The sequence below is a fragment of the Streptomyces sp. ATexAB-D23 genome (genome assembly GCF_000373645.1).
In the GTDB taxonomy this organism is placed as follows: Bacteria; Actinomycetota; Actinomycetes; order Streptomycetales; family Streptomycetaceae; genus Streptomyces; species Streptomyces castrisilvae.
On record NZ_KB892089.1, the window covers coordinates 56,611 to 83,083 of the forward strand.

The following is a 26,473-nucleotide window of genomic DNA, read 5'->3' on the forward strand; positions in this document are numbered from 1 at the left end:
TCAGGCCGGCTTCAGGCCCGGGTCACCGGCCTCGGTGACGTAGGAGCCGGCGGTGGTGACGGGGGCGCCCGGCGTGGTGACGGCGGAGACCGTACGGAAGTCGGCGCGCGCCCGGCCCTCCTGGAGGGTGACGACGGCGTAGCCGCGGCGCCCGTTGTAGAACTTCAGGTGCGGGTTGGCCTGCGTGAGGTTGTTGTAGTTGGACGGCTTCTCGGAGCCGTCCTTGCCGCTGGTGATGGACGTGGTGACGATCTCGGTGCCGACGGTGCGCGACGCCGGGTCGTCGAAGTCCTGCTTGAGGTCGAAGGCGTAGCTCACGTGCACGTCGCCGGTGAGGACCATGAGGTTGTCCACGCCGGCGCTCCGCGCGCCCTTCAGAATACGGTCGCGGGAGGCCGGGTAGCCGTCCCAGGAGTCCATGGACAGCTTGAAGGCGTCGGTCGGCAGGTCGCGCCGCTGGGCGAAGGTGACCTGCTGCGGCACGACGTTCCAGGTGGCGCGCGAGTGGCGCCAGCCGTCGATGAGCCAGCGCTCCTGGGCGGCGCCGGTCAGGGTGCGCTTCGGGTCCTCGGACTCGGGCCCGGGGGTCTGCCAGCCGTCGCCGTACGCCTGGTCGCTGCGGTACTGGCGGGTGTCGAGGACGTCGAACTGGGCGAGCCGGCCGAAGTTCAGGCGGCGGTAGAGCCGCATGTCGGGGCCGGTCGGCCGCTGGGGCGCGCGCAGCGGCTGGTTCTCCCAGTACGCGCGGTACGCGGCGGCCCGGCGGATCAGGAACTCCTCGGGCGGTACGTCGTTCTCGGGGATGGCGCCGGCGTAGTTGTTCTCGGTCTCGTGGTCGTCCCAGGTGACGACGAAGGGGTGCGCGGCGTGGGCGGCGCGCAGGTCGGGGTCGGACTTGTAGAGGGCGTACCGCAGCCGGTAGTCCTCCAGCGTCGTCGTCTCCCGGTTGAAGAGCGCGGGCAGGGTGCGGTCGGTGTAGTCGCGGGCGCCGCCGGTCGCGGTGACGGCGTACTCGTAGAGGTAGTCGCCGAGGTGGAAGACGACGTCGACGTCCTCCTGCGCGAGGTGCTTGTACGCGGTGAAGTAGCCGTCGTGGTAGGCCTGGCAGGAGACGGCGGCCAGGCTCAGTTCGCGCTTGCGGGCACCGGCCGGGGGTGCGGTGCGGGTCCGGCCGGCGGGGCTGGTCCACCGTCCGGCGCGGAAGCGGTAGTAGAGGACGCGGTCCGGGACCAGGCCCCCCACCTCGACGTGCACGCTGTGGTGGAACTCCGGGTGCGCGTAGGCGGTGCCGCGCCGGACGACACGGGTGAAGCGCTCGTCGTGGGCCAGCTCCCAGCGGACCTCGACGCGGGCGTTCGGCAGCCCGCTGTCGGGTTCGAACGGGCGGGGCGCGAGCCGCGTCCACAGGAGGACGGAGCCGGGCAGCGGGTCGCCCGACGCGACGCCGAGGGTGAACGGGTCCTCGCCGATCTGCCGGGCCTCCATCTCGCGGGCGCTCGCCGTCCCGGCGGCGGGCAGGCCGACCGAGAAGGCGAGCGCGGCGGCGGCTCCGGTGACGGTGAGGAAACGGCGGCGGTCGGTGTGCCGGGCGGCGTCGCGCAGCTCCTGCTGTGGCGATGAGTGCGTCATCTGTCCTCCCCTGACTGGTGATGTGAGGGAAGTCCACCGGGCCGGCGCATCCTGCGGCTGTCGTGCTCGCGTCGCGCGGGCGTCGCCTGGATGAGGAGTGCGGCAGGATGGTGCCCCCGGGGGCAAACTCCGCGTACGCGGCCAAAGCCATGATCATCGAGCGGGCCCGCGAGGGGCCGTGAATCGCCGGACCGGACCCCGGAATCACCCCTGGGGGGACGGGAACCGGCGGCGGCGCGCGAGGGCGCGCGGCCGCTGCGCGTACGCTGCGGCCGCATGGACAACAGACTGTTGAACGCGCCGACCGCCCCGACGAGGACGGCTCTGGTCACGGGCGCCGGCTCCGGGATCGGCCGTGCGGTGGCGCTCGCCCTGGCCGGTGCCGGCTGGGCGGTCGCGCTGGCGGGCCGGCGCCCGGACCCGCTCGCCGGGACCGCCGCGCTGGCCGGCGAGCAGGCCCGGGTGATCACCGTCCCCGCCGACGTGACCCGCCCGGATGACGTGGACGCGCTGTTCTCCTCCGTGCGGGAGTGCTTCGGCCGCCTCGACCTGCTCTTCAACAACGCGGGCACCTTCGGGCCGGGTTCGGTGCCGGTGGAGGACCTGGCGTACGAGGACTGGCGCGGCGTCGTCGATGTGAACCTGACGGGCGCGTTCCTGTGCGCCCAGGCGGCGTACCGGCAGATGAAGGAGCAGGACCCGCAGGGCGGCCGGATCATCAACAACGGCTCCATCTCGGCGCACACGCCCCGCCCGCACTCGGTGGCGTACACCGCGACCAAGCACGCGATCACCGGTCTGACGAAGTCGCTGTCGCTGGACGGGCGACCGCACCGGATCGCCTGCGGCCAGATCGACATCGGCAACGCGGCGACCGACATGACCGAACAGATGCGGACCGGCACCCTCCAGGCCAACGGCGAACTGGCGGTGGAGCCGGTGATGGCCGCCGACGACGTGGCCCGCACGGTCCTCCACATGGCGGACCTGCCGCTGGAGGCCAACGTCCAGTTCGCCACGGTCATGGCGACGGCCATGCCGTATGTGGGGCGTGGTTGAGGCGGATTGTGCGATAACCCCGCCGGCGGGTGCGTACGCCCTTTATGCTCACGCTTCTTCACCGGAACACCACACAAGGAACACAGCATGCGCATACGCACCGCGGCGCCCCTCGCGCTGGTCGCCACGACCGCACTCGCCGGTTCACTGCTCCTAGCGGCCCCGGCCTCGGCCGCGAAGCACCAGGGCGGGGTGCACCTCGGCAAGATCCAGTACGACAGCCCCGGCAAGGACACCCGGTCCAACGCCTCGCTGAAGGCGGAGTGGGTCGAGATACACAACAACACCAAGTCGAAGTTCCAGCTCAAGGGCTACAAGCTCAAGGACAACACCGGCTACACGTACACCTTCGGCAGCTACAACATCAGCCCCGGCAAGACCGTCAAGGTACACACCGGCAGGGGCACGGCCACCCCCGGCCACCTGTACTGGAACCGCGGCTCGTACGTCTGGAACAACACCGACGACAAGGCGCGGCTGATCAAGCCGAGCGGCGCGCTGCTGGACTCCTGCTCCTGGACGAAGTCCGGCAACGGCGTCAAGAACTGCCACTGAGGGCCGCCCCGGGTCCGCACCGCCGGCGGGCGGGCCCGGGAATGCCGCACCACCACGGGCCCGGGAATGCCGCCGCCGGGTCCGTGGTTGTGCGGCGCATGAGCGATCCTTCCGCCGCCGGGCCCCCCGAAGTGCTGCGCTACACCGCGTTCTCCGCCGATCCGGAGGGCGGCAATCCGGCCGGGGTCGTGCTCGACGCCGCCGGCCTGGACGACGCGGCCATGCTCGGTGTGGCGGCGGGGCTCGGCTACAGCGAGTCGGCGTTCCTGACCGGGCGGGCCGAGACGGCGGAGCCCGGTGCGCGGGGGTATGCGATCCGCTACTTCAGCCCGAAGGCCGAGGTGCCGTTCTGCGGCCACGCCACCGTCGCGACCGCTCTGGCCCTCGCCGAGCGGGACGGTCCGGGGGAGCTGGAGTTCACCACCCGCGCGGGGAGGGTGCCGGTCACCGTGGTCCGTGCGGGCGGCGCGCTGACCGCCACACTGACCAGCGTGGCACCGCACACCGAGGACATCGGTGCGGCCGACCTGGCCGAGGCGCTGTCGGCCCTGGACTGGCCGGCCGCCGGCCTCGACCCGGCCCTGCCGCCCCGGATCGCCTACGCGGGCGCGCGCCACCTCGTGCTGGCCGCCGGGACACGGGAGCGGCTGGCCGCGCTGGACTACGACTTCGCGCGCCTGGAAGCGTTCATGCGCCGGCTGGACCTGACCACGCTCCAACTGGTGTGGCGCGCCTCCCCCACGGTGTTCCACGTCCGCGACCCCTTCCCGGTCGGCGGTGTGGTGGAGGACCCGGCGACGGGCGCGGCGGCGGCCGCCTTCGGCGCGTACCTGCGCGCGCTGTCCCTCGTCCCGGAGACCGCCGAACTGACCCTGCACCAGGGCGAGGACATGGGCCGCCCCGGCACACTCACGGTGACGCTGCGGGCGGGCGACGCACGGGTGCGGGTGAGCGGCACGGGCACCCGCCTGCCGGAGCCGGCCTGATCCTGAACCTGATCCCGATCCCGATCCCGATCCCGATCCCGGCCCCGATCCCGATCCCGATCCCGGCCCCGGTCCTGATCCGGGGCCCGGTCCTGATCCGGGGCCCGGCCGGGGGCAGGCCTTAGTGTGGTGGGAGTGACCGGCCGTCATCCCTGTGACAGGAGTGCCCCATGTCGATTCGACGCGTGGTTCCCAACATCCCGGTCGGTGCGGGCGACGGCACGGAGGCCGGCGCGGCGGCTATGCGGGACAACGCCGCGTTCTACGGCCTGCTGGGCTTCGAGGAGGTCATGAACCAGGGCTGGATCATGACCCTGGCGTCGCCGGCCCGGCCCACGGCCCAGATCAGCGTCATGACCGCCGACCGGACGGGGCCGGTCACCCCGGACCTCAGCGTGGAGGTCGAGGACGTGGACGCGGTGCACGCCGCGCTGACCGGTGCCGGCGCGGAGATCGTGTACGGCCCGCACGACGAGGAGTGGGGCGTGCGCCGCTTCTTCGTACGCGATCCGAACGGGCGCGTGATCAACGTGCTGACGCACCGCTGAGCACCGGGCGCCCGTTCCCCCGCCCGCGCGCACCGGCGCGCGAGCCGGAGGCTCGGGTGTCCGTGTGCGCTGCTCTCGGCGTTTCGGCCAACCCGGCCCCGTACCGGACCCCGTGCGGGGCACGGGTGGATGTATCCCGCACGCCCGTGCGGCCCGGCGCGGAGGGGATCGCAGGCCGACCGAAACACAGGTGTTCGAGTTCCGGGCGTGGTCGTTAAGCCGTGTGACCCAGCGGCGACCGACCACGGAGGGGGCCACCTTGACCTCGGCCAGCACGCCCGAACAGCTGAGTGCGGAACCAGCGAGCACGGAGAAGGAAGCACCACCGGACAGCGGAAGCGGAGGCCCGGCGCGGGAGGAGGAGTTCCTGTACCGGGACGAGTCCCGGCTCCAGGCCGGTGCGCAGCTGACGAGCGGCACGATGGCGCGGCGGCTGCCCGCGCTGGTGCTCCGGTCGCTCAGGATGGCCTGGCGGGTGGACCGGGCGGCGACGGCGGGCCTGCTGGCCTGCCAGGTGGGCACCGGGGTACTGGCCGCGCTGGGACTGCTCGCGGTCACGAGCACCATCAACGCGCTGATCTCCTCCGGCGACATCGCGGACCGGCTGTGGGAGGCCGCCCCGCAGCTGGCGGTCATCGCGGCGGCCGCCGGACTGCGCGCCCTGCTGGGCATCGTGGTGACGTGGCTGACGGGCAGGCTGCGCCCGGTCCTGGCCCGTGCGGCGGAGCTGACGATGATCGAGGCCGCGCTCGGCGCCGAGCTCGCGGCGAACAACATGCCCGGCTACAACGACTTCTACGACATCGCGGACCGGGGCGCCCAGGTCACCCCCGACCTGGTGGCCGAGTCCCAGGACGTGCTGGCCGCCACCGCCACGCTCGCCGCCGGGGCGACCGTGCTCGCGGTCCTGCACCCGGCACTCCTGCCGCTGCTCCTGGTGGCGTGCCTGCCGCAGGCCGCCGCGTACGTGCGGGCGGCCCGCGTCCTGTACCTGGCGAACCTGGAGACGTCCGGGCGCCGGCGGATGCTGTCCAAGCTGCGCTGGCACATGGCCTACACGGAGTCCAGCGAGGAGATGCGGGCCTGCCTGGCCGGCCCGTTCCTCATCGGGCGGTACCGCCGCCTCGCCGCGTCCGTGAACGCCGCCGAGCGCAGGGCCGCCGACACGGGCGCGTGGATGGGGCTGGCCGGCGCCGCCGTGGGCGGGGTCGCGTCGGCCACCGTATGGGCGGCCCTGCTGTACCTTCTGGCCACCGGCCGCATGGACCTCGCGGCGGGCGGGGGCGCCGTCTTCGCGCTCCAGACCGCCACCACGTCCGTGCGCGGCATCATCAACGGCGGGGCGCGGCTGGTGCGCACCGGCTGGTACGTCCAGGACTGGCAGCGGTTCCTCGACAACGCCCACGGCCAGGCGATGGCGGACTCCCGGGGCACCAGGACCCTGCCGGCCGCGCCGGAGCGGTTCGAGGCCCGCGACCTCACCTACCGCTACGACGGCGCGCCCGCCGACAGCCTCGCCGGGGTCTCCCTCCATGTGAAGCGCGGCGAGATCGTGGCCCTGGTCGGGGAGAACGGCTCGGGCAAGACCACTCTGTCCCGCCTGCTGTGCGGGCTGCTGCTGCCGTCAAAGGGCGCGGTGGCCTGGGGTCACACCACGACCGCCGAGCTCGACCCGTGGGAGGCGTGGCGCCATGTGGCGCTGGTCCCGCAGAAGTACACGTACCTGCCGCTGACGATGCGCGACAACATCACGTTCGGCCAGGGCGACACCGGCGACGCGGCCGTGCTCGCCGCCTGCGAGGCGTCCGGGGCGATCGACATGCTGCCCGCGCTGCGCTCCGGCCTCGACACCCTGCTGACGGCGGAGTGGTTCGGCGGCCAGCAACTGTCCGGCGGGCAGTGGCAGCGCACGGTCCTGACCCGGGCCTTCCACCGGCAGGCCTCCCTGCTGGTGATGGACGAGCCGACGGCGGCCCTGGACGCCCGCGCCGAGTACCGCGTCTTCACCGGCCTGCGGGACCTGGCCAAGGACCGGGCCGTCCTGCTGATCACCCACCGCCTCACCAACGTCAGCGTCGCCGACCGGATCGTGGTCCTGGACCGGGGCCGGATCGTGCAGGAGGGGACGTACGAGCAACTGACCCGGGAGCCGGGCCTGTTCAGAACGCTGTGGGAACTCCAGCAGCGCACGGGCCAGGACCCGGGCACCCCCTGACCGGCCGGCCGCCGCCCCACACCCTCCAGCCCGCACCCGCCGCCCCGCACCCTCCGCCCGCGACAACGAGAGAGGCCCCCGTGTCACAGCCACCCCTCACCCGCTCCCGCATCCACGCCGTGGTGACCGCGTACCTGGCCCGCCACCCGGACGAACGAGACGCTCTCGCCCCGCTGTTGTCCGCGCTGGACGCGGCGGACGATCCGACCGCGCGGACGACGCTGCCGGGGCACATCACGTGCAGCGCCGCCGTCATCGACCGCGCGGGGCGGGTCCTGCACGTGCGGCACAACGCTTCGGGCGGCCTGCTGCTCACCCCCGGCGGCCATGTCGAACCGGGCGACGCGACCCTGCTCGGGGCCGCGCTGCGGGAGGTGGAGGAGGAGACCGGCATCCCGGCCGCGCGGCTCAGCCACACCGCCGCCTTCCGCGCCGAGCCGGCCGACATCGACGTGCACGAGATCGAGGCGAACCCGGCCAAGGGCGAACCCGCGCACCGGCACTACGACTTCCGGTTCGTCCTCCACCTCGTCCCGGAGACCGTGGAGACCACGGTCCGGGCGGACGAGGTCTCGGCGGTGACCTGGCTGCCGCTCGCCGGGACCACGTGCCCGGCCCTGCGCGCCAAGCTCCTCGCCGCACCCCTGGGCGCGGCTCCGGAGCCGCTGAGCGCCTCCGTCCTCATCCGCAACGACCGGGGCGAGTACCTGCTGCATCTGCGCGACCACTACCCGGGCCTGATCTGGGAGCCGGGCGCCTGGTCGGTCACCGGCGGCGGGCGGGAGCGGCAGGACGCCTCTCTGGAGGCGACGGCCCGCCGCGAACTGCGCGAGGAGACCGGCCTCGTACTTCCCGGCCTGGCGCCGTTCGCGGTGGAGGAGGCCGTGAGCCTGGACGGCACCAGCCACCTCATCCAGGTCTTCGCCGGCCGCTGGAACGGCGACGCCGCCGCCCTCCCCCTGACGGAGGGCGTCATGCTGGCCTGGTTCGACCCGGAGACGATGCCCCGGCTGCGGATGGCGCCCTCGACCCTCGCCCTGATCCAGCGGCACGCGCGGCAGGCCGGCCCCCCGAAGCCGGTGTCGGGGAGCGGCGCGGTTCCGCGCGTCGTCGGCGTGCACCTCTACCTGGAGCGCGAGGGAAAGGTCCTGCTGGGCCTGAGGCACCCGGACAGCGCGTACGCGGGGAACGTCCACCACGCCCTGGCCGGGCACTGCGAGCGGGAGAGCGCCGCCGCCTGTCTGGCGCGCGAGGCGTGGGAGGAGGCGGGCCTCGTCGTCGACCCGGCCGGTGCCGAACTGGTCCATGTGGTGCACGTGGTGGACGCCGCGGGCGGGCCGCCGAGGATTCAGCTCTTCCTCCGTGCGGAGGCCCGGGGCGAGCCCGCCGTGTATGAACCCGACCGGTGCGTGTCCTGGGACTGGTGGCCCGTGGACGCCCTTCCCGACCCGATCGTCCCCTACACCCGGGCCGCGATCGAGGGCGTCCGCGCCGGGCGCCTGTTCACCGAGATGGGCTGGGAGGCGGCATGACCGGGACCGGCACGGCCCACGGCGTCCCCGCACCGTCCGGGCGGGTGATGCTCCCGCCGGAGGAGTACGCCCGCTCGGTGCCCAAGTCGACCGGCTTCGCCTGTGTGTTCTTCACCGACGAGCGCCACCGCCCGGTGCAGTTGCGGGCGACGTACTCCCGGACGCACCCGTGGCAGTTCCCCGGCGGCACGATGGACCACGGCGAACGTCCCTGGGAGACGGCGCGGCGGGAGTGCCTGGAGGAGACGGGCATCGTGGTGCCGGGCCCGCCCCGCCTGCTGGCCTCGGTCTTCGGCCCGCCCGGCATCGACTGGCCGTTCAGCACATCGGGCTGCGTCTTCGACGGCGGCCGGCTCACGGACGAGCAGATCCGCGCCATCGTCCTGGACCCGGACGAGCACGACGCGGTCCGGGCCCTGTCCCTGGCCCAGTGGCACCCACTGATGCCCCCGCAGGACTTCGCCCGCCTGGAAGCGGTGATGACAGCGCGGCTGACGGGCACGGCCGCGTACTTCGACGCGTGGGGGTGGGGGGACGCGTGACCGGTACGGCGACGAGAGGAGAGGCACGTTGAAGCGGGACCGGACGGAGATCTGGCGCAAGCACTACGCGCAGGGCCGGGGGTTTCGCCCCCTGGGCGTACGGGAACGGGCGCTGCTGGCCGAGCACGCACCGGCGCCCCTGGACGGGCGGCCCGGCCGGGCGCTGGACATCGGCTGCGGTACGGGTGAACTCGCCGCCGCGCTGGCCGGCCTGGGCTACGCCGTCGACGCGGTCGACTTCGCGCCGGAGGCGATCACCCGGGCCCGCGCGGAGCACTCCGGGGTGCTGCCCGAGGTGCGCTTCCTCTGCCTGGACGTCGAGCACGAAGAGCTGCCGCACCCGCCGGAAGGGAGCGGCCCCGGATACGACCTGATCACCATGCGGTCGTGCGTCGCCTTCATCCGCGACCGGTCCCGCCTGCTGCACGCTCTGGGCGCGCGGCTGCGCACGGGCGGCGCGCTCGTCGTGATCACTCCGGTCGTGGCCCACACCCCCGAGGCGCGGCGTCACATCGCCCTGGAGGAAGACGAGTTGGGCCTGATCGCGGAGGGTTTCGAGGAGACCGGGAGGTTCGACGCGGAGGGCCTGGCGGTGCTCGTGCTGCGCGGCCCCAAAGGCTCGTTCACCGCCGTGGAGAAGCTCCGCCCGGCACCGCAGGCCGTTCTGGGCGCCGCCGCCGTGGTCACCGACGGCGCCGGCCGGGTTCTGCTGGGCCGCTCCACCCGGTCCATGTGGGAGCTGCCGGGCGGCCGCGTGGAGACGGGCGAGTCGGCCCAGGCCGCCGCCGTACGGGAGTTGGCGGAGGAGACCGGGCTGACGGCCCGCGAGGACGCCGCGCACGTCGTCACCGTCCTGCACGACGACCGGCTCGACGTACGCCGCGTCACGCCCGTCGTCCGCGTCACCGGCTGGGCGGGTGAGCTCGGGCTGCCGGAACCGCACAGGTTCTCCCGCTGGGAGTGGCACCCTCCGCACACCCTGGCGTCCCTGGGCCGGATCTTCATGCCGTCCGCCCAGGCGCTGAACGCGGTGTGGCCCGGCGTGCTGCCCGGTCTGCCGCCCGTCCACTCCTACCCCTGCGAGTCCGGGGTCCCGCCCGTGCCCGGTGAGCCCGCCGAGGCCGGACGCCTGCGCGGGCGGATGGCGGACGCGGTGATCCGGAAGGGCTGGGCCCCCTCCCCCGCCGTCCGGGCCGCCCTGCGCGAGGTCCCCCGCCACCGCTTCGTCCCCGAGGCGCCCCTGGAGACGGCCTACGACGACGATCTCGCCGTGGTCACGGTCCGCGAGGCCACCGGGACCGCGGTCAGCTCGGTATCGGCCCCCTGGCTTCAGGCAGACATGGCCGAACGGCTCCGCCCGGAGCCGGGCGGAGCCGTGCTGGAGGTCGGTTCGGGCGGATACAACGCGGAGCTGCTCGCCCATCTCGTCGGACCGCGCGGCCGGGTGGTGACGGTCGACATCGACCCGTACGTCGTGCGGCGCACCCGGCGGCTGTGCGCGGAGGCCGGCAGCGGCCGGGTCACCGCCGTCCCCGGCGACGGCGCCCTGGGCGCGCCCGCTCACGTACCGGCGGGCGGGTTCGGTGGTGTGATCATCACGCACACCGCCTCGGACATCGCCCCGGCCTGGCGGGAGCAGCTTGCGGAGGGCGGCCGGCTGGTCGTCCCGCTCGACGTGGCCGGCTACACCCGCTCGGTCGCTCTGGTCAGGCGCGGCGACGTGCTGGTGGCGGAGCACTGGACGTACTGCGGTTTCGTACGCGACCGAGGGGGCGCCGCCCGCGCGGTCCCGGCCGCCGTGCTGGCCGGCGGGGCGGTCACGGCGCGCTGGGAGGGCGGCGTCGCGGGTGACGTGCCCGCGCTGGACGAGGCCCTGCGCGGCCGGCGCCACGAGCTGGCCACGGGGGTCGTCGTCCCCGGCCGGTACTCGTTCGAGACGTTGCAGCTCTACGCGGCGACCACCCAGCGCGGCTTCTGCCGCCTGAGCGGCGCGAAGGATCCGGCGCTGATCGCCCAGCAGGACGCGGCCGCGATCGTGTCGGGCGGCTCACTCGCGTATCTGACCCACGTCGCAATCCACGACGCCCCGGACCCGGCGGACTGCCTCAGCGAGTTCCGTGTCCACGCCTACGGCCCGGCCGCCCCCGGTCTGGCCGAGCGGCTGGCCGGATGCGTCAGGGCCTGGGACCGCCACGTACGCGACCGCGGCTACCCGCCGATGACCGTGCACCCGGCGGACACCCGTGACGACGAACTGCCGCCGGGCGACGTGTTCGACGTGCCGTCCGCCCGGCTGGTCCTCCGGTGGCCCGGCCGTACCGCCCGGGTGCCGGGCCCGGCGGCACCGCCCGCCGCAACGGCGGAGCGGGCATGAGGGGCGGATTCGGCGGGCGGGCCGTGGAGGGAGGGCTGCCTCAGCGCCGGTAGTAGTCCGCGATGGGCGCGCGCGCCTCGTCGAACAGTGCCGGACCGTCCTGTTCCGGTACCGGCCAGGCGCCCGACTCCGGGTTGAGTTCGATGAGCTGCTCGGTGGAGAGCGCGTAGACGACCCGGCCGAGCCCGGACCGGGCGAGCCCGCCGGCGCACATGCCGCAGGGCTGGCAGCTGGTGTACATGGTGGTGCGCGCGGCCGCGTCGGGGTCCAGCTCCCGGGCCGCCCAGCGAGCGAGCTTCAGCTCGGGGTGGGCGCTGATGTCGTTGTCGCGGCGCACCGTGTTGTGGGCCTCGGCGATGACCGCGCCGTCCGGGCCGGCGAGCAGGGAGCCGTACGGCGCGTCGCCCAGTTCGACGGCGCGGGCGGCGAGGGCGACGGCCCGTCGCAGGAGTGCCTCGTCGGCGGTGGTGATCACGATGGTGTCCTCCAGTGTGTGGCCACGGCCGTCAGGGCCCGCCAGCCCTCTTGGGGCCGAAGGGTGTCCTGCGGGTCCCCGTGGTACGGGTCGAGTACGACGGTGTCGGCGCCGAGGCGGTGCAACTCGCCGAGATCGTCCAGGATCTGTTCGAGGGTGCCGGTGCCGGCGAGCCGCTCGGGGTCGTCGACCGGGGAGTCGGTCAGCCGCAGGGCGATACGGGGCGCGAACGCCGGCAGTGTGTGGTTCGCGAGGACCGAGCGCATCCAGGGGAGCGTGCCCCGCAGCGGATGCCAGGCGTCGCCGTACGAGAGGGCGCGCCGGATTCCGGCCTCGCTGTTGCCGCCGACCCAGACGGGAATCGGGCCGGCGGGCCCGTCCCCCTCCTCGCGCCATGCCTCGCGAAGGGCGCCGAGGTGCTCGTCGGTCAGCCTGCCGCGTGCGGTGAAAGGCACGCCGAGCGCGTCGAACTCCTGGCGCGCCCAGCCGATCCCCACCCCGAGCACGAACCGGCCGCCGCTGAGCTGCTGAAGGTTGGCGGCCATCCGGGCCACCAGCAGCGGGTGCCGGTAGGGCAGTACGAGCACGGTCGTGCCCAGCCGCACCCTGGTGGTGATCCCGGCCAGCCAGGACAGCGTGGTGAAGGGCTCGTAGAACGGCTCCGGATAGCGCGCGGCCACATCGGGGGTGACGACCACGTGGTCCGAGACCATGAGCAGATCGAATCCGAGTCCTTCCACGGTCCGCGCCCACTCGCGGAGCACACCGGGATCGGTGCCGGGCCCGAAGTTCGTTACGTTGACGCCAAGTCGCATGGGTGGAGGATATGCCGGTGATCAGGGCCCGAGGAAGACGATTCGCCCGGCACAAGAGGGACTTCGCCATCGAATTCCCGGTAGAATTTCCATATGACCGGGAACCTTGACGACATCGACTGGGCGATCGTCGACGAACTGCAACAGGACGGGCGGATCTCCCTCAGCGAGCTGGGGCGGCGCGTCGGTCTCGGCTCGTCGGCCACCACGGAACGGGTGCGGAACCTGGAGGCGATGGGCGTCATCACCGGCTACCGCGCCGTCGTCGACCTGACCCGGGTCGGCTACCCGGTGCTCGCGGTCGTCCGGCTGAAGTACCCCGGCAACCGCCACCAGCCGTTGCGCAGGCTGCTCGCCGAGAGGCGGGAGATCCTGGAGTGTCTGCGTACCACCGGCGACGACTGCTACACCCTCAAGGTGGCCGCGACCTCGATGGAGCATCTGGAGACCCTCATGGACGAGCTGGCCGGCTTCGGCTCCACGACCACCAGCGTCGTCTACAGCCAGACGCTGCCGTACCGGGGACCCGCGCGGCCCTCCTGACCCGGGGACCAGTCCCCCTCATCCGCCGGTCAGCCGCTGAACGAGTTCGACGGTCCGCCCCGCCCCGTCCTCCGCCGCCATGTGGCGTGCGCCCTTCGCGGCGGCTTCCGCGTAGGCCGGCTCGCGCACGACGCGGCCGAGTGCGTCGGCGAGCCGTTCGGCGGTGAGGGTGCGGAAGGGCACCGGCTCGTCGGCGGCTCCGACGGCGGCGAGGCGGCGAGCCCAGAACGGCTGGTCGGCCGCCACCGGGACCGTGACCGAGGGAACCCCGGCGCGCAGGGCGGCGGCCGACGTACCGGCCCCGGCGTGGTGGACCACCGCGGCCAGCCGCGGGAGGAGCAGGGCGTGCGGTACGTCCCCGATGGTGAGCACGTCGTCGCCTTCGGCGGAGAGCCCGGCGCTGCCGGACTGGAGGATGCCGCGCAGCCGGGCGCGGCGCAGGGCCCGCACGGCGATCCCGCTCAGCCGGTCCCCGTCGCCGGCCGCCATGCTCCCGAAGCCGATGAGGACGGGCGGGGGTCCGGCGCGCAGGAAGTCCTCCAGGTCCGCGGGGAGCCGTGCCGCCGCCGGGTGGTGGGGCCACCAGTTGCCCACCACGCGCAGGCCGGGACGCCAGTCGGCGGGCCGGGGCACCAGGGCGGTGCTGAAGCCGTGCGCGATGGGCCAGTTCGAGCGCTCCTGACGCCTGCGCGTCTCGGAGGGCGAGGCCGGGGGCAGCCCGAGGCGGTCGCGCAGCCGGGCCACCGCGGGCGCGTAGAGGCGGTCGGTCATCCGCAGGGCGAAGCGGCCGGACAGGCGGTTGGCGGGGCGGCCCAGGGAGCGGGCGCCGGTGACGACGGGCGGGAAGTCGCCGGTCGGTACGGTGGGCTGGAGGTACACCCCGATGCTCGGGATGCCGGTGGCCTCGGCGAGGTGCAGGCCGAGCGGGGCGGTCGAGGTCGACAGCAGCAGCAGTTCCGTGCGGTCGTCCATCGCGTCGGCGAACCCCTGGCCGAGGTCGGTGATGAACGCGGCGGCGGTCCGCACGAGTTCCCGCTGCCCGGTGCCCGCGCCCCGTTTCCGCGGGTCGGCGGGGAGCGCGCGGAACTCCAGCCCGGCCGCGCGGACGAGGGGTGCGAAGGCGTCCGTGGTGGCGAGGGCGACGTCGTGGCCGGCCGCGCGCAGTGCGGAGCCCAGGCCCGTGTAGGGCGCGATGTCCCCGCGCGATCTGGCGGCGGTGATCAGTATCCTCATCGGTCCTCCCTGGTCCTCCCTGGTCCTCATCGGTCCTCATGCACCGGCAGGGCCGGCGGCCCGGCGGGCCGCGTTGGCGTGGACGGCCTTGCACAGGTAGGCGGCCAGGCCGGGGCGCTGCTGGGGCACAGGGACGACCAGGGCGAAGGCACGGGGGTCGGCGGCGAAGTCGTCCGCGATGCGCCGGTGCATGCCGGGCGGGCAGGAGGTGAACCAGCGCGAGACGTGCAGGCGGTGCTCCTCGGCGAGGTCCATGGCCCGCTCACCGTCGCTCGCCTCCCCCTCGTCGAAGGCCGCGAGCAACTCCGCGCGCCAGGCGGTGGCCTCGCCCATGAGCTGCCGCCAGTCCTCCTTGGTGTGGGCGGCCGCGCGGGCCATCGCCTCGCGCTGTCCGGGCGAGTGCGCCCACTTCAGCGCCGCCTCGGTGGCGTAGCTCAGGTCGAAGGTGATCTCACCGAACACCTCGAAGCGTTCCTGCGGGGACAGGGCGACCCCGGTCCGCTGCACCTCGATCGCGCGCCGCGCCACCTCGGACAGCCGTTGCAGCCTGGCGATCTCCGCCGCCAACTGCTCCTGCCGGGCCCGCAGATGCTCCAGGGCGTTCGCCTGCGGGTCCTTGAAGATCTCGCCGATCTCGTCGAGCGGGAAGCCGAGCTCCCGGTAGAAGAGGATCTGCTGGAGCCGGACCAGATCGGCGTCACTGTAGAGCCGGTAACCGGCCTGGCTGCGCCCGCTGGGGGAGAGCAGCCCCGCCTTGTCGTAGTGATGCAACGTACGCACCGTCACCCCGGCGAAGGCCGAGACCTGCCCCACGGAATAACTCATCCACCTGCCCTTTCGTCGCCACCCAGCATTGAGCCCGACGTAAGGGGAGGGTCAATCCACGGCAACCGGGCGGAGGACGGGCCGGTCCGTCCGCATCGGCGCGTCCACGCCAACTTGATCACCTGCCCGTCCGGGCCCGCCTCCATGAGCAGGCGTTTTCCCTCTCGTCGCTTCAGCCTCGCCCTCGCTATCCAGCCGCTTTTCGTACCACGCGTTACTCCGGACGCTTTATGGATCAACATCACCGAGTCTCTGCTCACTCACTGCTGCCTCACAGGTGATTCACCATGCGCACACAAGCGCGAAGACTCGTCACGGCCCTCCTGGCCTTCGTTCTCCTTGCGATATCGGCCGCCACCGCCCCCTCCTGGGCGGCTCCACGGGACCGGCCGGGCGGTGCCGGGGAGGGGGTCGTCCAGGTCAAGGCCCGTACGGCCGAGGACCTGCCCGATCCGCCCAGGGCGATGACGCTGGCCGAGCGGCGCAAGCAGGTCGCGAAGGACCGGCACGAAGTGTCGCCCATGCGGGGCTACATGGACGCGCCGGAGCGGACCGCGAAGGGCGCGCCGCCCGGCCGGCCGGACTCGGAGCACGTCGAGCGGGGCCCCGCCGCCGGGAAGGGCGCGGCCTCGAAGCGCCTCGCCGCCGCGCCCGGGAACCCGGTCTCGGTGTCGGCCTGGGCGACCGCGTACCCCGGCATGCTGTCGATCGGCGGGCAGGTGAAGCTGCCCCAGCGGGGATCCACGTACACCGGGATGTGGCTGTACGTCCTGGACGAGGCGGGCTACCCCGTCGTCCAGCAGGAGATCAACAGGTCCACCGACGACCCCAGCGGGGACACCCCGGACACCGGTGCCTGGTGCTACGACTGGTGGTCGAGCAACTCCTACCCCACCGACCAGTGCTTCTGGTGGGCCGGCAGTGAGCTGGACGGAATCCTGGAGGACGGCAAGAAGTACTACGCCTGGGTCTTCCTGAGCAACGCCGACGGCTCCAGCCCCGGCGGCACCACCTCGCTGCTGGTGGAAGCCTTCTACACACCCGGCATCCCCGGCGCCGCTGCGGGCATCTGCACGTGTTACGCCCAGGCCCACCGCGCCGACCCGGTCAACACGGCGACCGGCATGTTCTACGAGCAGCTCACCGACGCCTCGCTGACGGGTCCCGGGGTGCCGCTGACCCTGGAGCGCACCTACCGGTCCGACTCGTCCTCCACCGGTCTGCTGGGGCGCGGCTGGGCGACGCCGTTCGACGCGCGGCTGACCCTGGCGACGGGGAAGGCGACGTACCGGACGGGCGACGGGGCGTCATTTGTGTTCACGCAGGCGGCCAACGGCACGTACACGGCCCCGGCGGGCACGACGGCCGAGCTGGTCAAGGGGACGAGTACGTACACGGTCACCACCCCCGACCACACGGTGCGGACGTTCGACAGCACCGGCCTGCTGACCTCCGTGACCGGCGCGGCGGGCAAGGGCCTGAGCCTGACGTACGCGTCGGGCAGCCTCGCCTCCGTCAAGGACGGCGCCGGCCGCACCACCTCCTTCACACCCGGCGCCGACGGGCTGCTGTCCGAAGTGGCCCTGCCGGACGGCACATCGGTCTCGTACGGATACACCGGCGGCTTGCTGACCTCGGTCACCGACCCGGCCGGCCGGACGTCCTCGTACACGTACGACACGGACAAGCGGCTGTCGTCGTACACCGATCCGGCGGGCGGCGAGGTCGGCAACGTCTACGACAGCGCGGGCCGCATCACGTCGCAGACCGACCAGAACGGCGAGACCACCACGTTCACCTGGGACGGCAGGAGCGAGTCCCACACCACCGCGCCCGACGGCGGTGTGTGGACCGACGTCTACGCCAGTAACGTCCTGATGGAGACGATCGACCCGTACGGCAACAGCATCACCTACGACTACGACCGTTACCTGCGCCCCGCCGCCATCACCGACCAGCGCGGCAACACCACGGAGATGACGTACGACTCCGCGGGGCGGATGCTCACCCGCGCCGCGCCGGCCGCGCTCGGCTACGAGGAGAGCTGGGGCTACGACAGCGCGGGCAACCTCACCAGCCACACCGACGGCCGCGGCAACACGACCACCTACGCGTACACCGCGAACCGGCTGACGTCGGCGACGGACCCGACGGGCGGCGAGACCGCCTACACGTACACCGCGCTCGGCTCGCTGGAGACCGTGACGAGCCCGCGCGGCAAGGTCACCACCTACGGCTACGACACCGCGGGCAACCGGACGTCGGTCACCACGCCGCTGGGCGAGCGGACGACGTTCACCTATGACCCGGCGGGCCGCGTCCTGACCAGGACGGACCCGCGCGGGAACGTCACGGGCGCCGACCCGGCCGCGTACACCACGACGTACACCTACGACGGCCGCGGTCTGCTCAGCTCGGCCACGGACGCCCTGGGCCGCACGACGACCTACGAGTACAACGGCGCCGAGCAGTTGGCGTCGGTGCTCAACCCCGCGGGTGACACCGCCACACTCGGCTACGACGACGCGGGGAATCTGACCCGGACCACCGACCAGGCGGGCGAGTCCCTCACGCGCGCCTACGACACGGGCGGACGGCTCGCCTCCAGGACCGACGCGGCCGGCGGCCGGACCACCTTCACGTACGACAAGGCCGGCCGGCTGCTCAGCAGCGTCTCGCCGCGCGGGAACGTCTCCGGCGCCGACCCGGCCGCCTACACCACGTCCTACGCGTACGACACGGCCGGCAACCTCACCGAGACCACCGGTCCCACCGGCGCGACGACGAAGACGACCTACGACGCAGTCAACCGGCCGCTCGTGGTCACCGACCCGCTGGGCCGCACCACCGGCTACACCTACGACGCCAACAACAACGTCACCAGGACCACCGACGCCGCGGGCGAGACGACCACCGCCGTCTACGACAAGAACAACCGCCTCAGCAGCAGCACCGACGAGCTGGGCAGGACCACGGCCTACGCCTACGACGCCGACGGCAATCTGCTCAGCCGCACCTCCCCGCTCGGCCACAGGGCGAGCTGGACCTACGACGACGACGGCCGCCGGGCCACCGCGGTCGATCCGCGCGGCAACGCCACCGGGGCCGACCCCGCCCAGTACACGACGACGTACGGCTACGACCCGGCGGGCCACCCGACCGAGGTCACCGACCCGCTCGGCGGGACGACCACCACCGCCTACGACGCCACCGGCAAGGTCGTCGAGCGCGAGGACGCCGACGGACGCACCACCTCCTACGGCTACGACGACCTGGACCGGCTGACCGAGGTCACCGCCCCCGGCGGCGCGGTCACCACCTACGGCTACGACCAGCTCGGCAACCTGACCGAGCGCACCGACGCCAACGACCACGTCACGGCGTACGGCTACGACGCGGTGCACCGCCTCACCTCGGTCACCGACCCGCTGGACCGGGAGACGGCCTACGCCTACGACGCGGAGGGCCACGTCACCGGGAAGACCACCCCTCGCGGCACCACCGGGTACACCTACGACCCGCGCGGACTGCTCACCGCGATCGACTATTCGGACACCACCCCCGACGCGTCCTTCGGCTACGACGACGCCGGACAGCTGACCGCCCGCGCGAACTCCGAGGTCGTGGAGGACTTCGTCTACGACGAGGTCGGCAACCTGTCCAGCACGCGCGGTTTCGCCTACACCTATGACGCCGCCGGGCAGATGCTCACCCGCGAGTACGCCGACGGCAGTACGTTCGCGTACACCTACGACGCCGACGGCCGCACCGCGACGATGGACGCCGACGGCGCGACCACCACGTACACCTGGGACCCGGCGGGCAACCTGACCGCCTCGGCCCTGCCCGACTCCGCCACCGAGAACCGCACTTACGACCGGGCGGGCCGGATCACCGCGGTGACCGCCACCCGCGCGGGCACCACGGTCACCGGGACGGCGCTGACACTGTCCGCCGCGGGCCTGCCCTCCCGGGTCGACGTCACCCGCGAAGGCGTCGGCACCGGCGGCTACGACCTCACCTATGACGCGGCCGGCCGGCTCACCTCCGGCTGCGCGCCGCAGCCCGAGGTCACCGGCTGCGCCGCGGGCCGCACCACGTCCTACACCTACGACGAGGTCGGCAACCGGCTGACCTCCACCCTGGGCACCGCCTCGACCGGCTACGCCTACGACGCGGCCGACCAGCTCACCTCGACCACCACCGGCACGACGACCACCGCCTACGACCACGACGCCGAGGGCAACCGGACCAAGGCCGGCGCCGACACCTACAGCTACGACCTGGCCGGACAGATCTCCGCCGCCACCGTCGGGGGCGCCTCCTACACCTACGGCCACGACGCGAGCGGCAACCAGGTCACCACCGCCGAGGACGGCGCGGTCACCAGCCGCACCCAGTGGGACCCCAACGCTCCCCTGCCCGTCCTGGCCACCGAGTACGACAGCGGCTGGGCCGTCGAGCAGTCCTACCGCTACGACCCCCTCGGCCAACCCGCCGCCACCGCGACGGGCACCGAGGAGGTCTTCTACTACCACCACGACACCCAGGGCTCCCCGGTCGACGTCACCGGCAGCACCGGGACCCTCCACCAGCGCTGGGCCTACGACTCGTTCGGCACCCGCACCCTGGACACCACTGCCGCCGGCGCGCCGGCGAGCACCCCGTCCTACACCGGCGCCCGGTACGAGACCAGCACCGGCAACCTCGACCTGCACGCCCGTCAGTACGACACCACCACCGGCCGCTTCACCCGGTCCGACCCGGCCGCCCGGGACCTGTCGACGCCGTACGTCTCCGCGTACGCCTACGCCGACAACGCGCCCAGCGCGCTCACCGACCCCAGCGGTCTGAGCCCGGACGACCCGGACAACGACCGGGTCGACAGCTTCGGCGAAGCGCTCGGCATCTTCGGTGACGCCTTCGTGGACGTCGCCAAGTCGCCGTTCGTGTTCCTCGGGGACCTGCACGACGCGTTCACGGGCAAGAACGGCGGCGCGGGCGCGTTCATCGACAAGTACCTCCCGGTGCGCCCCGCCTACCGGCTCTACCGCGCCGAGTACATGCTCCGCCAGCAGGGCTGCGACGCGCTCGCCGACCTGTACGCGGAGACCGCCGACGAACTCGCCCAGCAGCTGGTCCTCACCGGGGTCGGCGGGCTGACCGGGTGGCGGCGGACCGCGGTGGCCACGGAGCGGGAGTTGCAGTCCGGCGGTTCGTCCTTCCGGCGGCCGCGCAGCGAGATGGACTTCGAGCTGGAATGGGCCGACCACGCCTATGACGCGATCCGCGCGGACGCCCAGCTCGGCCGGGTGGCGCAGACCGCGGCGTCGCACGGCTATTCCGCCGCCGACATCAATCAGATCTACAACCACCTGTTCACCGAATCGCATCAGCTCGACGCGGGAATGCTGCGATTCGACGCCAATCCGCGTATCGCCAGGGCCTGGGAACGCCTCCAGAACGGAAATCCGCATCCCAGCGATTTCGATCTGCTCGCGCATGAACTCTACGAGTCGAGCTGGATGCGTCAGCACGGCGACCAGAACTATCGCCGCGCCCATCAGGCCACCCTGGACGCCGGGCACACCTGGGACGAGCACGCGCCCGCGGCGGACGGGATAGGGTACCGGTGATCAAAATCCTGGCACGAGCGAATGGGCGGAAATCCCCGTGACAGCATCACTGACGTGCAGGAGGACCGCTTCCCTCGAAGCGGGATCCGTCTACGCCTGGGAAACCGCGGAAGGCGCCACCGGGAACATCCTGATCGACCCGGAGGGCTCGGTCGCCCGCCCCTGCACTCCACAGGGAGCAGTCATCGGCGACATGCTCCTGGACAAAGGAATCGGAAATGTGGAAAACCCCGACCCGGACCCGAAGCTCCGCCGCGCTTTCCTGATCGTGGTATCGGCGGTCTTCCAGGAATGGGAGCGGCAGGGACAACCGCCTGAAAAGGTCACGCGCGCCTACTGGTAGGCGCCACGCACCACTCAAGAAGGCCGGAAGGGGGCCTCCGGCTCGGGCCGGAGGCCCCTTCCCGGCAGAAGCCGCGGGTATCGACGGACGGACCGGGCCGCACGGCCGGCGTGCGGGGAGGGGCGAGCCACACCCCCGTGCCCGAGCGGGGCGCGGAGCCCGGCGGCCCGGATGTCCACATACCGAGACCGAGTGGTTCATCACTGAACCACTTGTGCGCCATCTTTAAATGACCCTTAAGCCGCTGGTCACCGGCACCGCGAATTTTCCCGGCCGCGCCGCGCGCCGCCCCGGTGGGGCCACGAAGCCCCGAATTGGTCTAGTCCTAATCTCGTCGAGATCGTTGACGCGCTGGTCACAGGCCGGTTATCACTGCTCCAGCCCATCAACAGCACCACCGCTCCCCCTCGTTGGAGGCCGCACGTGCACCCCCGTAAGACATTGACCGCCGCGCTGCTCAGCACGGCCCTCGCGGCCGGAGCCCTCGCGGCGACCGTCGGCCTCGGCTCGGCACAGGCGGCCGACGCGCCGGCCACCGCATCCGCGGGCAACGTACGCATCGCGTACTACGACCAGTGGAGCGTCTACGGCAACGCCTTCTACCCCAAGCACCTCGACACCCGGGGCATCGCCGGTCAACTGGACGTCATCAACTACTCGTTCGGCAACATCCACCCCACCGACCTCACCTGCTTCGAGGCCAACAAGGCGGCGGGCGACGACAACAACCCCAACGCGGGTGACGGTGCGGGCGACTCGTACGCCGACTACCAGAAGTCCTTCAGCGCCGCCGACAGCGTCGACGGCGTCGCCGACACCTGGGACCAGCCGATCGTCGGCGTCTTCAACCAGTTCAAGGAACTGAAGGCGAAGTACCCCCACCTGAAGATCAACATCTCGCTGGGCGGCTGGACCTACTCCAAGTACTTCAGCGACGCGGCGAAGACGGACGCGAGCCGCAAGAAGCTCGTCTCCTCCTGCATCGACCAGTACATCAAGGGCAACCTGCCCGTCGAGGGCGGCTTCGGCGGCCCCGGCACGGCGGCCGGCGTCTTCGACGGCATCGACCTCGACTGGGAGTACCCCGCCTCCTCGGGCGGCCACCTGGGCAACCACTACGCCCCCGAGGACAAGCAGAACTTCACGCTCCTGCTCGCCGAGTTCCGCAAGCAGCTCGACGCGTACGGCGCTGCCAACGGCGGCAAGAAGTACCTGCTGACCGCTGCATTCGGGGCCGGCCAGGACAAGATCGCGAACATCGAGACCGACAAGATCGGCCAGTACCTCGACTACGCGAACCTGATGACGTACGACATGCACGGCGCCTGGGACGGCGACGGGCCGACGTACCACCAGTCCCCGCTCTACTCGGGCGCCGACGACCCGTCCGACCCGGTCGCGCCCGGCACCGAGAAGTACTCGATCGACAACGCGGTCGACTCCTGGATCGACGGCAAGCCGGCCTACGGCATCGCCGGCGGCTTCCCCGCGAACAAGCTGACCCTGGGCTACGAGCTCTACTACCGCGGCTGGAAGGGCGTCCCGGAGGGCACCACCCATGGCCTGGCCCAGTCCGCGACCGGTGGCTCCGCCGCCCGCCCGCTGAGCCAGCAGGCCGGCATCGCGCACTACAAGGAGCTCGGCGGCATCGTCGACAACCCGGCGACGACGTACTGGGACGACGAGGCGAAGGCGTCCTACTTCTACAAGGACGGCGAGTTCTTCACGGGCCTGGACCAGAAGTCCATCCAGGCCAGGGCCGACTACGCCAAGCAGCGCGGCCTGGCCGGCGCGATGATGTACTCCCTCCTCGGCCTGGACGACAAGACCACCCTGCTGAACCAGATCAACGCCGCGATCGGCGGCTCCACCACCGAGCCCACCACCCCGCCGACCACGGACCCCACGGACCCGACCACCCCGCCCACCACCGACCCCACGGACCCGCCCGCCGGTGACTGCGGCTCGGTCCCGGCGTACGTGGCCGGCACGGTCTACAACGCGGGCGATGAGGTCTCCCACAACGGCCGCACGTACAAGGCCCAGTGGTGGACCCAGAACGAAACCCCGGGCAGCACCGGCGACTGGGGCGTCTGGAAGGACCAGGGCGCCTGCTGAACGACCCCGACCACCCCGAGGGCCCCGCCGGCGCACGCACCGGCGGGGCCCTCGGCCGTACGGGACACAGAGGGCGGCGGGCCACCCGAAGGAACCCAGGACCACTGTTCGGCGGCGGAGCCGCAGGTGGCGGCAGACGAGTCGGGCTGTACGCCGGGGTCTGTCCCGCTCACGACTTCTGGCATGAGGTACGTGCGATGCACGATCCGCTCCGGCAGCGTCCGGGCGGCGGCTCATCAGGTCGCTCGCCCGGGCCGGAGCGTCTTCAGACGGACGAGTGGCATCCGTCGCGGCGGTCAGTCACGGGGCAGGAGGGCTCGGGAGAGGACGGCGGTGGCCAGGAGAAGGACGGCGATGGTAATGAGGCCGATGCGCATGCCCGGGAGGGAGAAGCCCCCGTCGGAACCGACGAGCAGGCCGCCGAACAGCGCGACGGCGAGCGCACCGCCGGTCTGGCGAAGAGAGTTGAGCAGCCCGGACGCGGTCCCGGCGCGCTCCGACGGAACCACGTCCATCAGCAGCGCGGTCAGCGCGGGCACCGCGAGCGCCCCGCCGACACTCAGCGGCAGCAGCAGGACCAGCACCAGCCACAGCGGGGTCTGTGCGGCCAGCGGTAGCATGGCCAGCATGGCGATGACGAAGATCAGTTGCCCGACGACGATCACCGAGCGGCGCCCGATCCGCTCCGCCAGCCGCGGCGACAGCAGGTTGTTCGCCGTCACCAGCGCCGAAACCGGGACGAACATCAGCCCGGCCGCGATCGCCGACATCCCTCGCAGCTGCTGGTAGTACAGCCCCAGCAGGAAGATCCCGCCGTAGAAAGCGGCGTTGACGGTGAAACCGACCGCGAGCGTGACGGCCAGCCGCCGGTTGTTCAACATGGCCGGAGGGACCATGGGCTGGCGGTGTCGCGCCTCGATCACCCGGAAGGCGTAACCGGAAACGACGGCGAGCGCGGCGGCGGCCAGCACGGGGCCGCTGGTCCAGCCCAGGTGGCCACCCTCGATCACGGTGAAGGTCAGCCCGGACAGGGCCAAAACCGCGCTGAGCTGGCCACCGCCGTCCAGCACGGCGGGTCGGCGCGGAGACTGCGGCACCCGGATCAGCAGGATGAGGATCACCGCGCCCACCGGCAGGTTGAGCAGGAAGACAGCCCGCCAGCCGGCCATGTCGGTGAACAGCCCGCCCAGCACCGGGCCCGCCGCCATCGCCACCGCGCCACCGGCCGTCCACGTCGCAATGGCACGGGCGCGTGCCTGGGCATCGTCGTAGGCCTGCCGGATCAGCGCCAGCGAGGCCGGCATCACGATCGCGGCAGCAGCGCCCTGCGCCACGCGTGCGGCGACCAGCACGCCGATACCGGGCGCGAGCGCGCAGCCGAGGGAGGCGAGAGTGAACAGGGCGACGCCCCAGGCGTAGGCGCGGCGGGCGCCGACGCGGTCGGCGAAGCCACCGGCGGACAGCATGAGGGCCGCGAGCATCAGGGTGTAGGCGTCAACCACCCACTGGAGCCCGGCCATCCCGCCGTCGAGGGAGTCCTGGATCGCGGGCAGCGCGATGTTCACGGCCGACACGTCGATGGTGATCACGGTGAAGCCGAGCAACGCAGCAACCAGTGCGGCGACGCTGGACTGCGGCGGTGCGGCCGGCCGGGCTCGGTCCGGCTGTCGTGGCAGCCCGGACACCGGCGGCTCGGGGATGTGTCCGGTGCCGGAGGTGGACGGGGTGGTTGTCATGGAGAACTCCAGATCAAGGCCAGGTGGCGGTTTGACAGAAAGGACCGGGCGGGCGGTCGCGACGCGGCGGGGGCCGCGGCCCGGTGTCTCGCACCCCCTGGGCCCCGACGGCTGGACCGCCCGCTCCGGGATCGATTCTCCGCCCCCGCCCGGCCGTCCGGCAGACCGCGCTGTCCCCGGGGTACGGCGTTCCAGGCTCTGGCACTGCCCCCCACGGGCGTTGACCGCCTGCGACAATGGCCCTATGACAGCAGCAGAGACGAGGGGCACCGAACTCGGCCGATATCTGAAGGCCCGGAGGGCGCAGGTGAAGCCGGAGGAGGTCGGTCTCCCGGTCGGCGAAAGCCTGCGCCGTACGCCCGGGCTGCGCCGGGAGGAGTTAGCCGTGCTGGCCGGAGTGAGCGTCGACTACTACATCCGCCTGGAGCGGGGGCGGGAGACCAATCCGTCCTCCGCCGTGCTGAACGCCCTGGGCCGGGCCCTGCGGCTGAGCGGCGACGGCTACGAACGCCTGCACGAACTCGCGGAGCTGGCCTCCGGCCGGTCCTCCGAGCTGTCGGCCGGACCGCAGGACGCGGTCCGCGACTCGGTACTGCGCATGCTGGAGTCGGTTCGTCCGCTGCCCGCTTATGTGGAGGACCGCTACAACCGCGTACTGGCGGCGAACCGGCCCGGCCGGCGGCTGATGCCCGGCCTCTGGGACATGCCGGAGGACCAGCGCAACCTGACCCGCTATCTGTTCCTCCACCCCGTCGGCCGGACGCTCTACGAGCCGTGGGAGGAGACGGTCGCGCTCTCGGTGGCACATCTGCGCGCGGTCGCCGGGGCCGACCCGGACGATCCCGAGCTGACGACGCTCGTCGGCGAACTCGCTTTGAAGTCCGCGGAATTCGCGCGAATCTGGGAACGGTACGACGTCTGCGAGCGCGGTGGGGGGCAGAAGTCCTTCCGGCATCCGAAGGTCGGACCAATGACCCTGACCTACGAGGTCATGCGACTGGCCCGGGCGAGCGGCCAGCGGATGGTGGTCTACCAGGCGCTCCCCGGCACCGCGGACGAGCAGGCCATGCTGCGCCTGGACGCCGTGGGCGCCAGGCCGGAGCCGGCACTCGTGGGGCCCCCGGAGCCGGCCGCCGAGCCGTGCCCCACCAGCGTGCCCGCCGCGGCCGACGCCTCCGCCGGCTGAGCCGGGCCGCCGTCCTCGCCGGCGCTCGTCCGGGCTTGACGTTGTCGGGCCTGGCGCGGTCCGCGCGAACTCCGACAACGTCACCGTGATTTCGCCGGCGAGCGCCGTCAGGCCGGGATCGTC

Annotated in this window: 19 protein-coding genes; 13 read left to right on the top strand and 6 right to left on the bottom strand. The window is 72.6% G+C overall.

Annotated features, from left to right (window positions below; all coding sequences use genetic code 11):
- Positions 1-1,629 (bottom strand): alkaline phosphatase D family protein, encoded by a 1,629-nt coding sequence (locus tag B082_RS0134390; RefSeq protein ID WP_018556313.1) that lies wholly within the window; start codon positions 1,627-1,629, stop codon positions 1-3.
- Between the two features lie 276 nt (positions 1,630-1,905).
- Between B082_RS0134390 and B082_RS0134400 the strand changes: the two genes are divergently transcribed.
- From B082_RS0134400 to fxlM, 8 genes are all read left to right on the top strand, one after another.
- Positions 1,906-2,688, top strand: a complete 783-nt coding sequence (locus tag B082_RS0134400) for an SDR family oxidoreductase (RefSeq protein WP_037711529.1) — start codon at positions 1,906-1,908, stop codon at positions 2,686-2,688.
- Positions 2,689-2,775: 87 nt separating this feature from the next.
- Positions 2,776-3,243, top strand: a complete 468-nt coding sequence (locus B082_RS0134405) for a lamin tail domain-containing protein (protein WP_018556316.1) — start codon at positions 2,776-2,778, stop codon at positions 3,241-3,243.
- Between the two features lie 98 nt (positions 3,244-3,341).
- Entirely contained in the window at positions 3,342-4,229 is an 888-nt protein-coding gene (locus tag B082_RS0134410; protein ID WP_026250484.1) for a PhzF family phenazine biosynthesis protein, read from the top strand.
- Between the two features lie 170 nt (positions 4,230-4,399).
- The gene (locus B082_RS0134415; protein ID WP_026250485.1) at positions 4,400-4,777 is read left to right on the top strand and encodes a VOC family protein; all 378 of its coding nucleotides are present in this window, start codon (positions 4,400-4,402) and stop codon (positions 4,775-4,777) included.
- Between the two features lie 259 nt (positions 4,778-5,036).
- Positions 5,037-6,992 carry an ABC transporter ATP-binding protein gene (locus B082_RS0134420; protein WP_018556319.1) on the top strand — a complete coding sequence of 652 codons (1,956 nt, stop codon included), beginning with the start codon at positions 5,037-5,039 and terminating at the stop codon, positions 6,990-6,992.
- An 80-nt stretch (positions 6,993-7,072) separates the two neighbouring features.
- Complete coding sequence (locus B082_RS0134425) at positions 7,073-8,524, top strand: NUDIX hydrolase (RefSeq protein ID WP_018556320.1); 1,452 nt, start codon at positions 7,073-7,075, stop codon at positions 8,522-8,524.
- A complete protein-coding gene (locus B082_RS0134430) occupies positions 8,521-9,066 on the top strand; it encodes an NUDIX domain-containing protein (RefSeq protein WP_018556321.1) in 546 nt (181 codons plus the stop codon). Before B082_RS0134425 ends, B082_RS0134430 begins: the two co-directional genes overlap by 4 nt.
- A 28-nt stretch (positions 9,067-9,094) precedes the next feature.
- On the top strand, positions 9,095-11,440 hold the full coding sequence (gene fxlM, locus B082_RS0134435; RefSeq protein ID WP_018556322.1) for a methyltransferase, FxLD system: 2,346 nt from the start codon (positions 9,095-9,097) through the stop codon (positions 11,438-11,440).
- Positions 11,441-11,480: 40 nt separating this feature from the next.
- Here fxlM and B082_RS0134440 read toward each other — a convergent pair whose 3' ends face one another.
- Both B082_RS0134440 and B082_RS0134445 read right to left on the bottom strand, forming a co-directional pair.
- Complete coding sequence (locus B082_RS0134440) at positions 11,481-11,915, bottom strand: nucleoside deaminase (RefSeq protein ID WP_018556323.1); 435 nt, start codon at positions 11,913-11,915, stop codon at positions 11,481-11,483.
- Positions 11,912-12,730 (bottom strand): LLM class flavin-dependent oxidoreductase, encoded by an 819-nt coding sequence (locus B082_RS0134445; protein ID WP_026250488.1) that lies wholly within the window; start codon positions 12,728-12,730, stop codon positions 11,912-11,914. Before B082_RS0134445 ends, B082_RS0134440 begins: the two co-directional genes overlap by 4 nt.
- Positions 12,731-12,823: 93 nt before the next feature.
- On the opposite strand from B082_RS0134445, the gene B082_RS0134450 reads away from it, so the two are divergent.
- Positions 12,824-13,273, top strand: coding sequence for an Lrp/AsnC family transcriptional regulator (locus B082_RS0134450; protein ID WP_018556325.1), 450 nt, complete (start codon positions 12,824-12,826; stop codon positions 13,271-13,273).
- An 18-nt stretch (positions 13,274-13,291) separates the two neighbouring features.
- Here the strand turns inward: B082_RS0134450 and B082_RS0134455 are convergent, their stop codons facing one another.
- On the bottom strand, positions 13,292-14,506 hold the full coding sequence (locus B082_RS0134455; protein WP_018556326.1) for a glycosyltransferase: 1,215 nt from the start codon (positions 14,504-14,506) through the stop codon (positions 13,292-13,294).
- 36 nt (positions 14,507-14,542) lie between these two features.
- Positions 14,543-15,331, bottom strand: a complete 789-nt coding sequence (locus tag B082_RS0134460) for a MerR family transcriptional regulator (RefSeq protein WP_026250489.1) — start codon at positions 15,329-15,331, stop codon at positions 14,543-14,545.
- Positions 15,332-15,795: 464 nt separating this feature from the next.
- Between B082_RS0134460 and B082_RS0134465 the strand changes: the two genes are divergently transcribed.
- The 3 genes from B082_RS0134465 (at position 15,796) to B082_RS0134475 (ending at position 23,428) form a co-directional block, all read left to right on the top strand.
- Positions 15,796-20,967 (top strand): DUF6531 domain-containing protein, encoded by a 5,172-nt coding sequence (locus B082_RS0134465; protein ID WP_018556328.1) that lies wholly within the window; start codon positions 15,796-15,798, stop codon positions 20,965-20,967.
- 37 nt (positions 20,968-21,004) lie between these two features.
- Positions 21,005-21,310, top strand: a complete 306-nt coding sequence (locus B082_RS0134470; protein WP_018556329.1) for a hypothetical protein — start codon at positions 21,005-21,007, stop codon at positions 21,308-21,310.
- 423 nt (positions 21,311-21,733) lie between these two features.
- Positions 21,734-23,428, top strand: a complete 1,695-nt coding sequence (locus tag B082_RS0134475; RefSeq protein WP_026250490.1) for a glycosyl hydrolase family 18 protein — start codon at positions 21,734-21,736, stop codon at positions 23,426-23,428.
- Between the two features lie 296 nt (positions 23,429-23,724).
- Here the strand turns inward: B082_RS0134475 and B082_RS0134480 are convergent, their stop codons facing one another.
- Complete coding sequence (locus B082_RS0134480; RefSeq protein ID WP_078622722.1) at positions 23,725-25,164, bottom strand: MFS transporter; 1,440 nt, start codon at positions 25,162-25,164, stop codon at positions 23,725-23,727.
- Positions 25,165-25,408: 244 nt separating this feature from the next.
- Here B082_RS0134480 and B082_RS0134485 point away from each other — a divergent pair, with 244 nt between their 5' ends.
- On the top strand, positions 25,409-26,350 hold the full coding sequence (locus B082_RS0134485; RefSeq protein ID WP_026250492.1) for a helix-turn-helix domain-containing protein: 942 nt from the start codon (positions 25,409-25,411) through the stop codon (positions 26,348-26,350).
- Positions 26,351-26,473 lie beyond the last annotated feature (123 nt).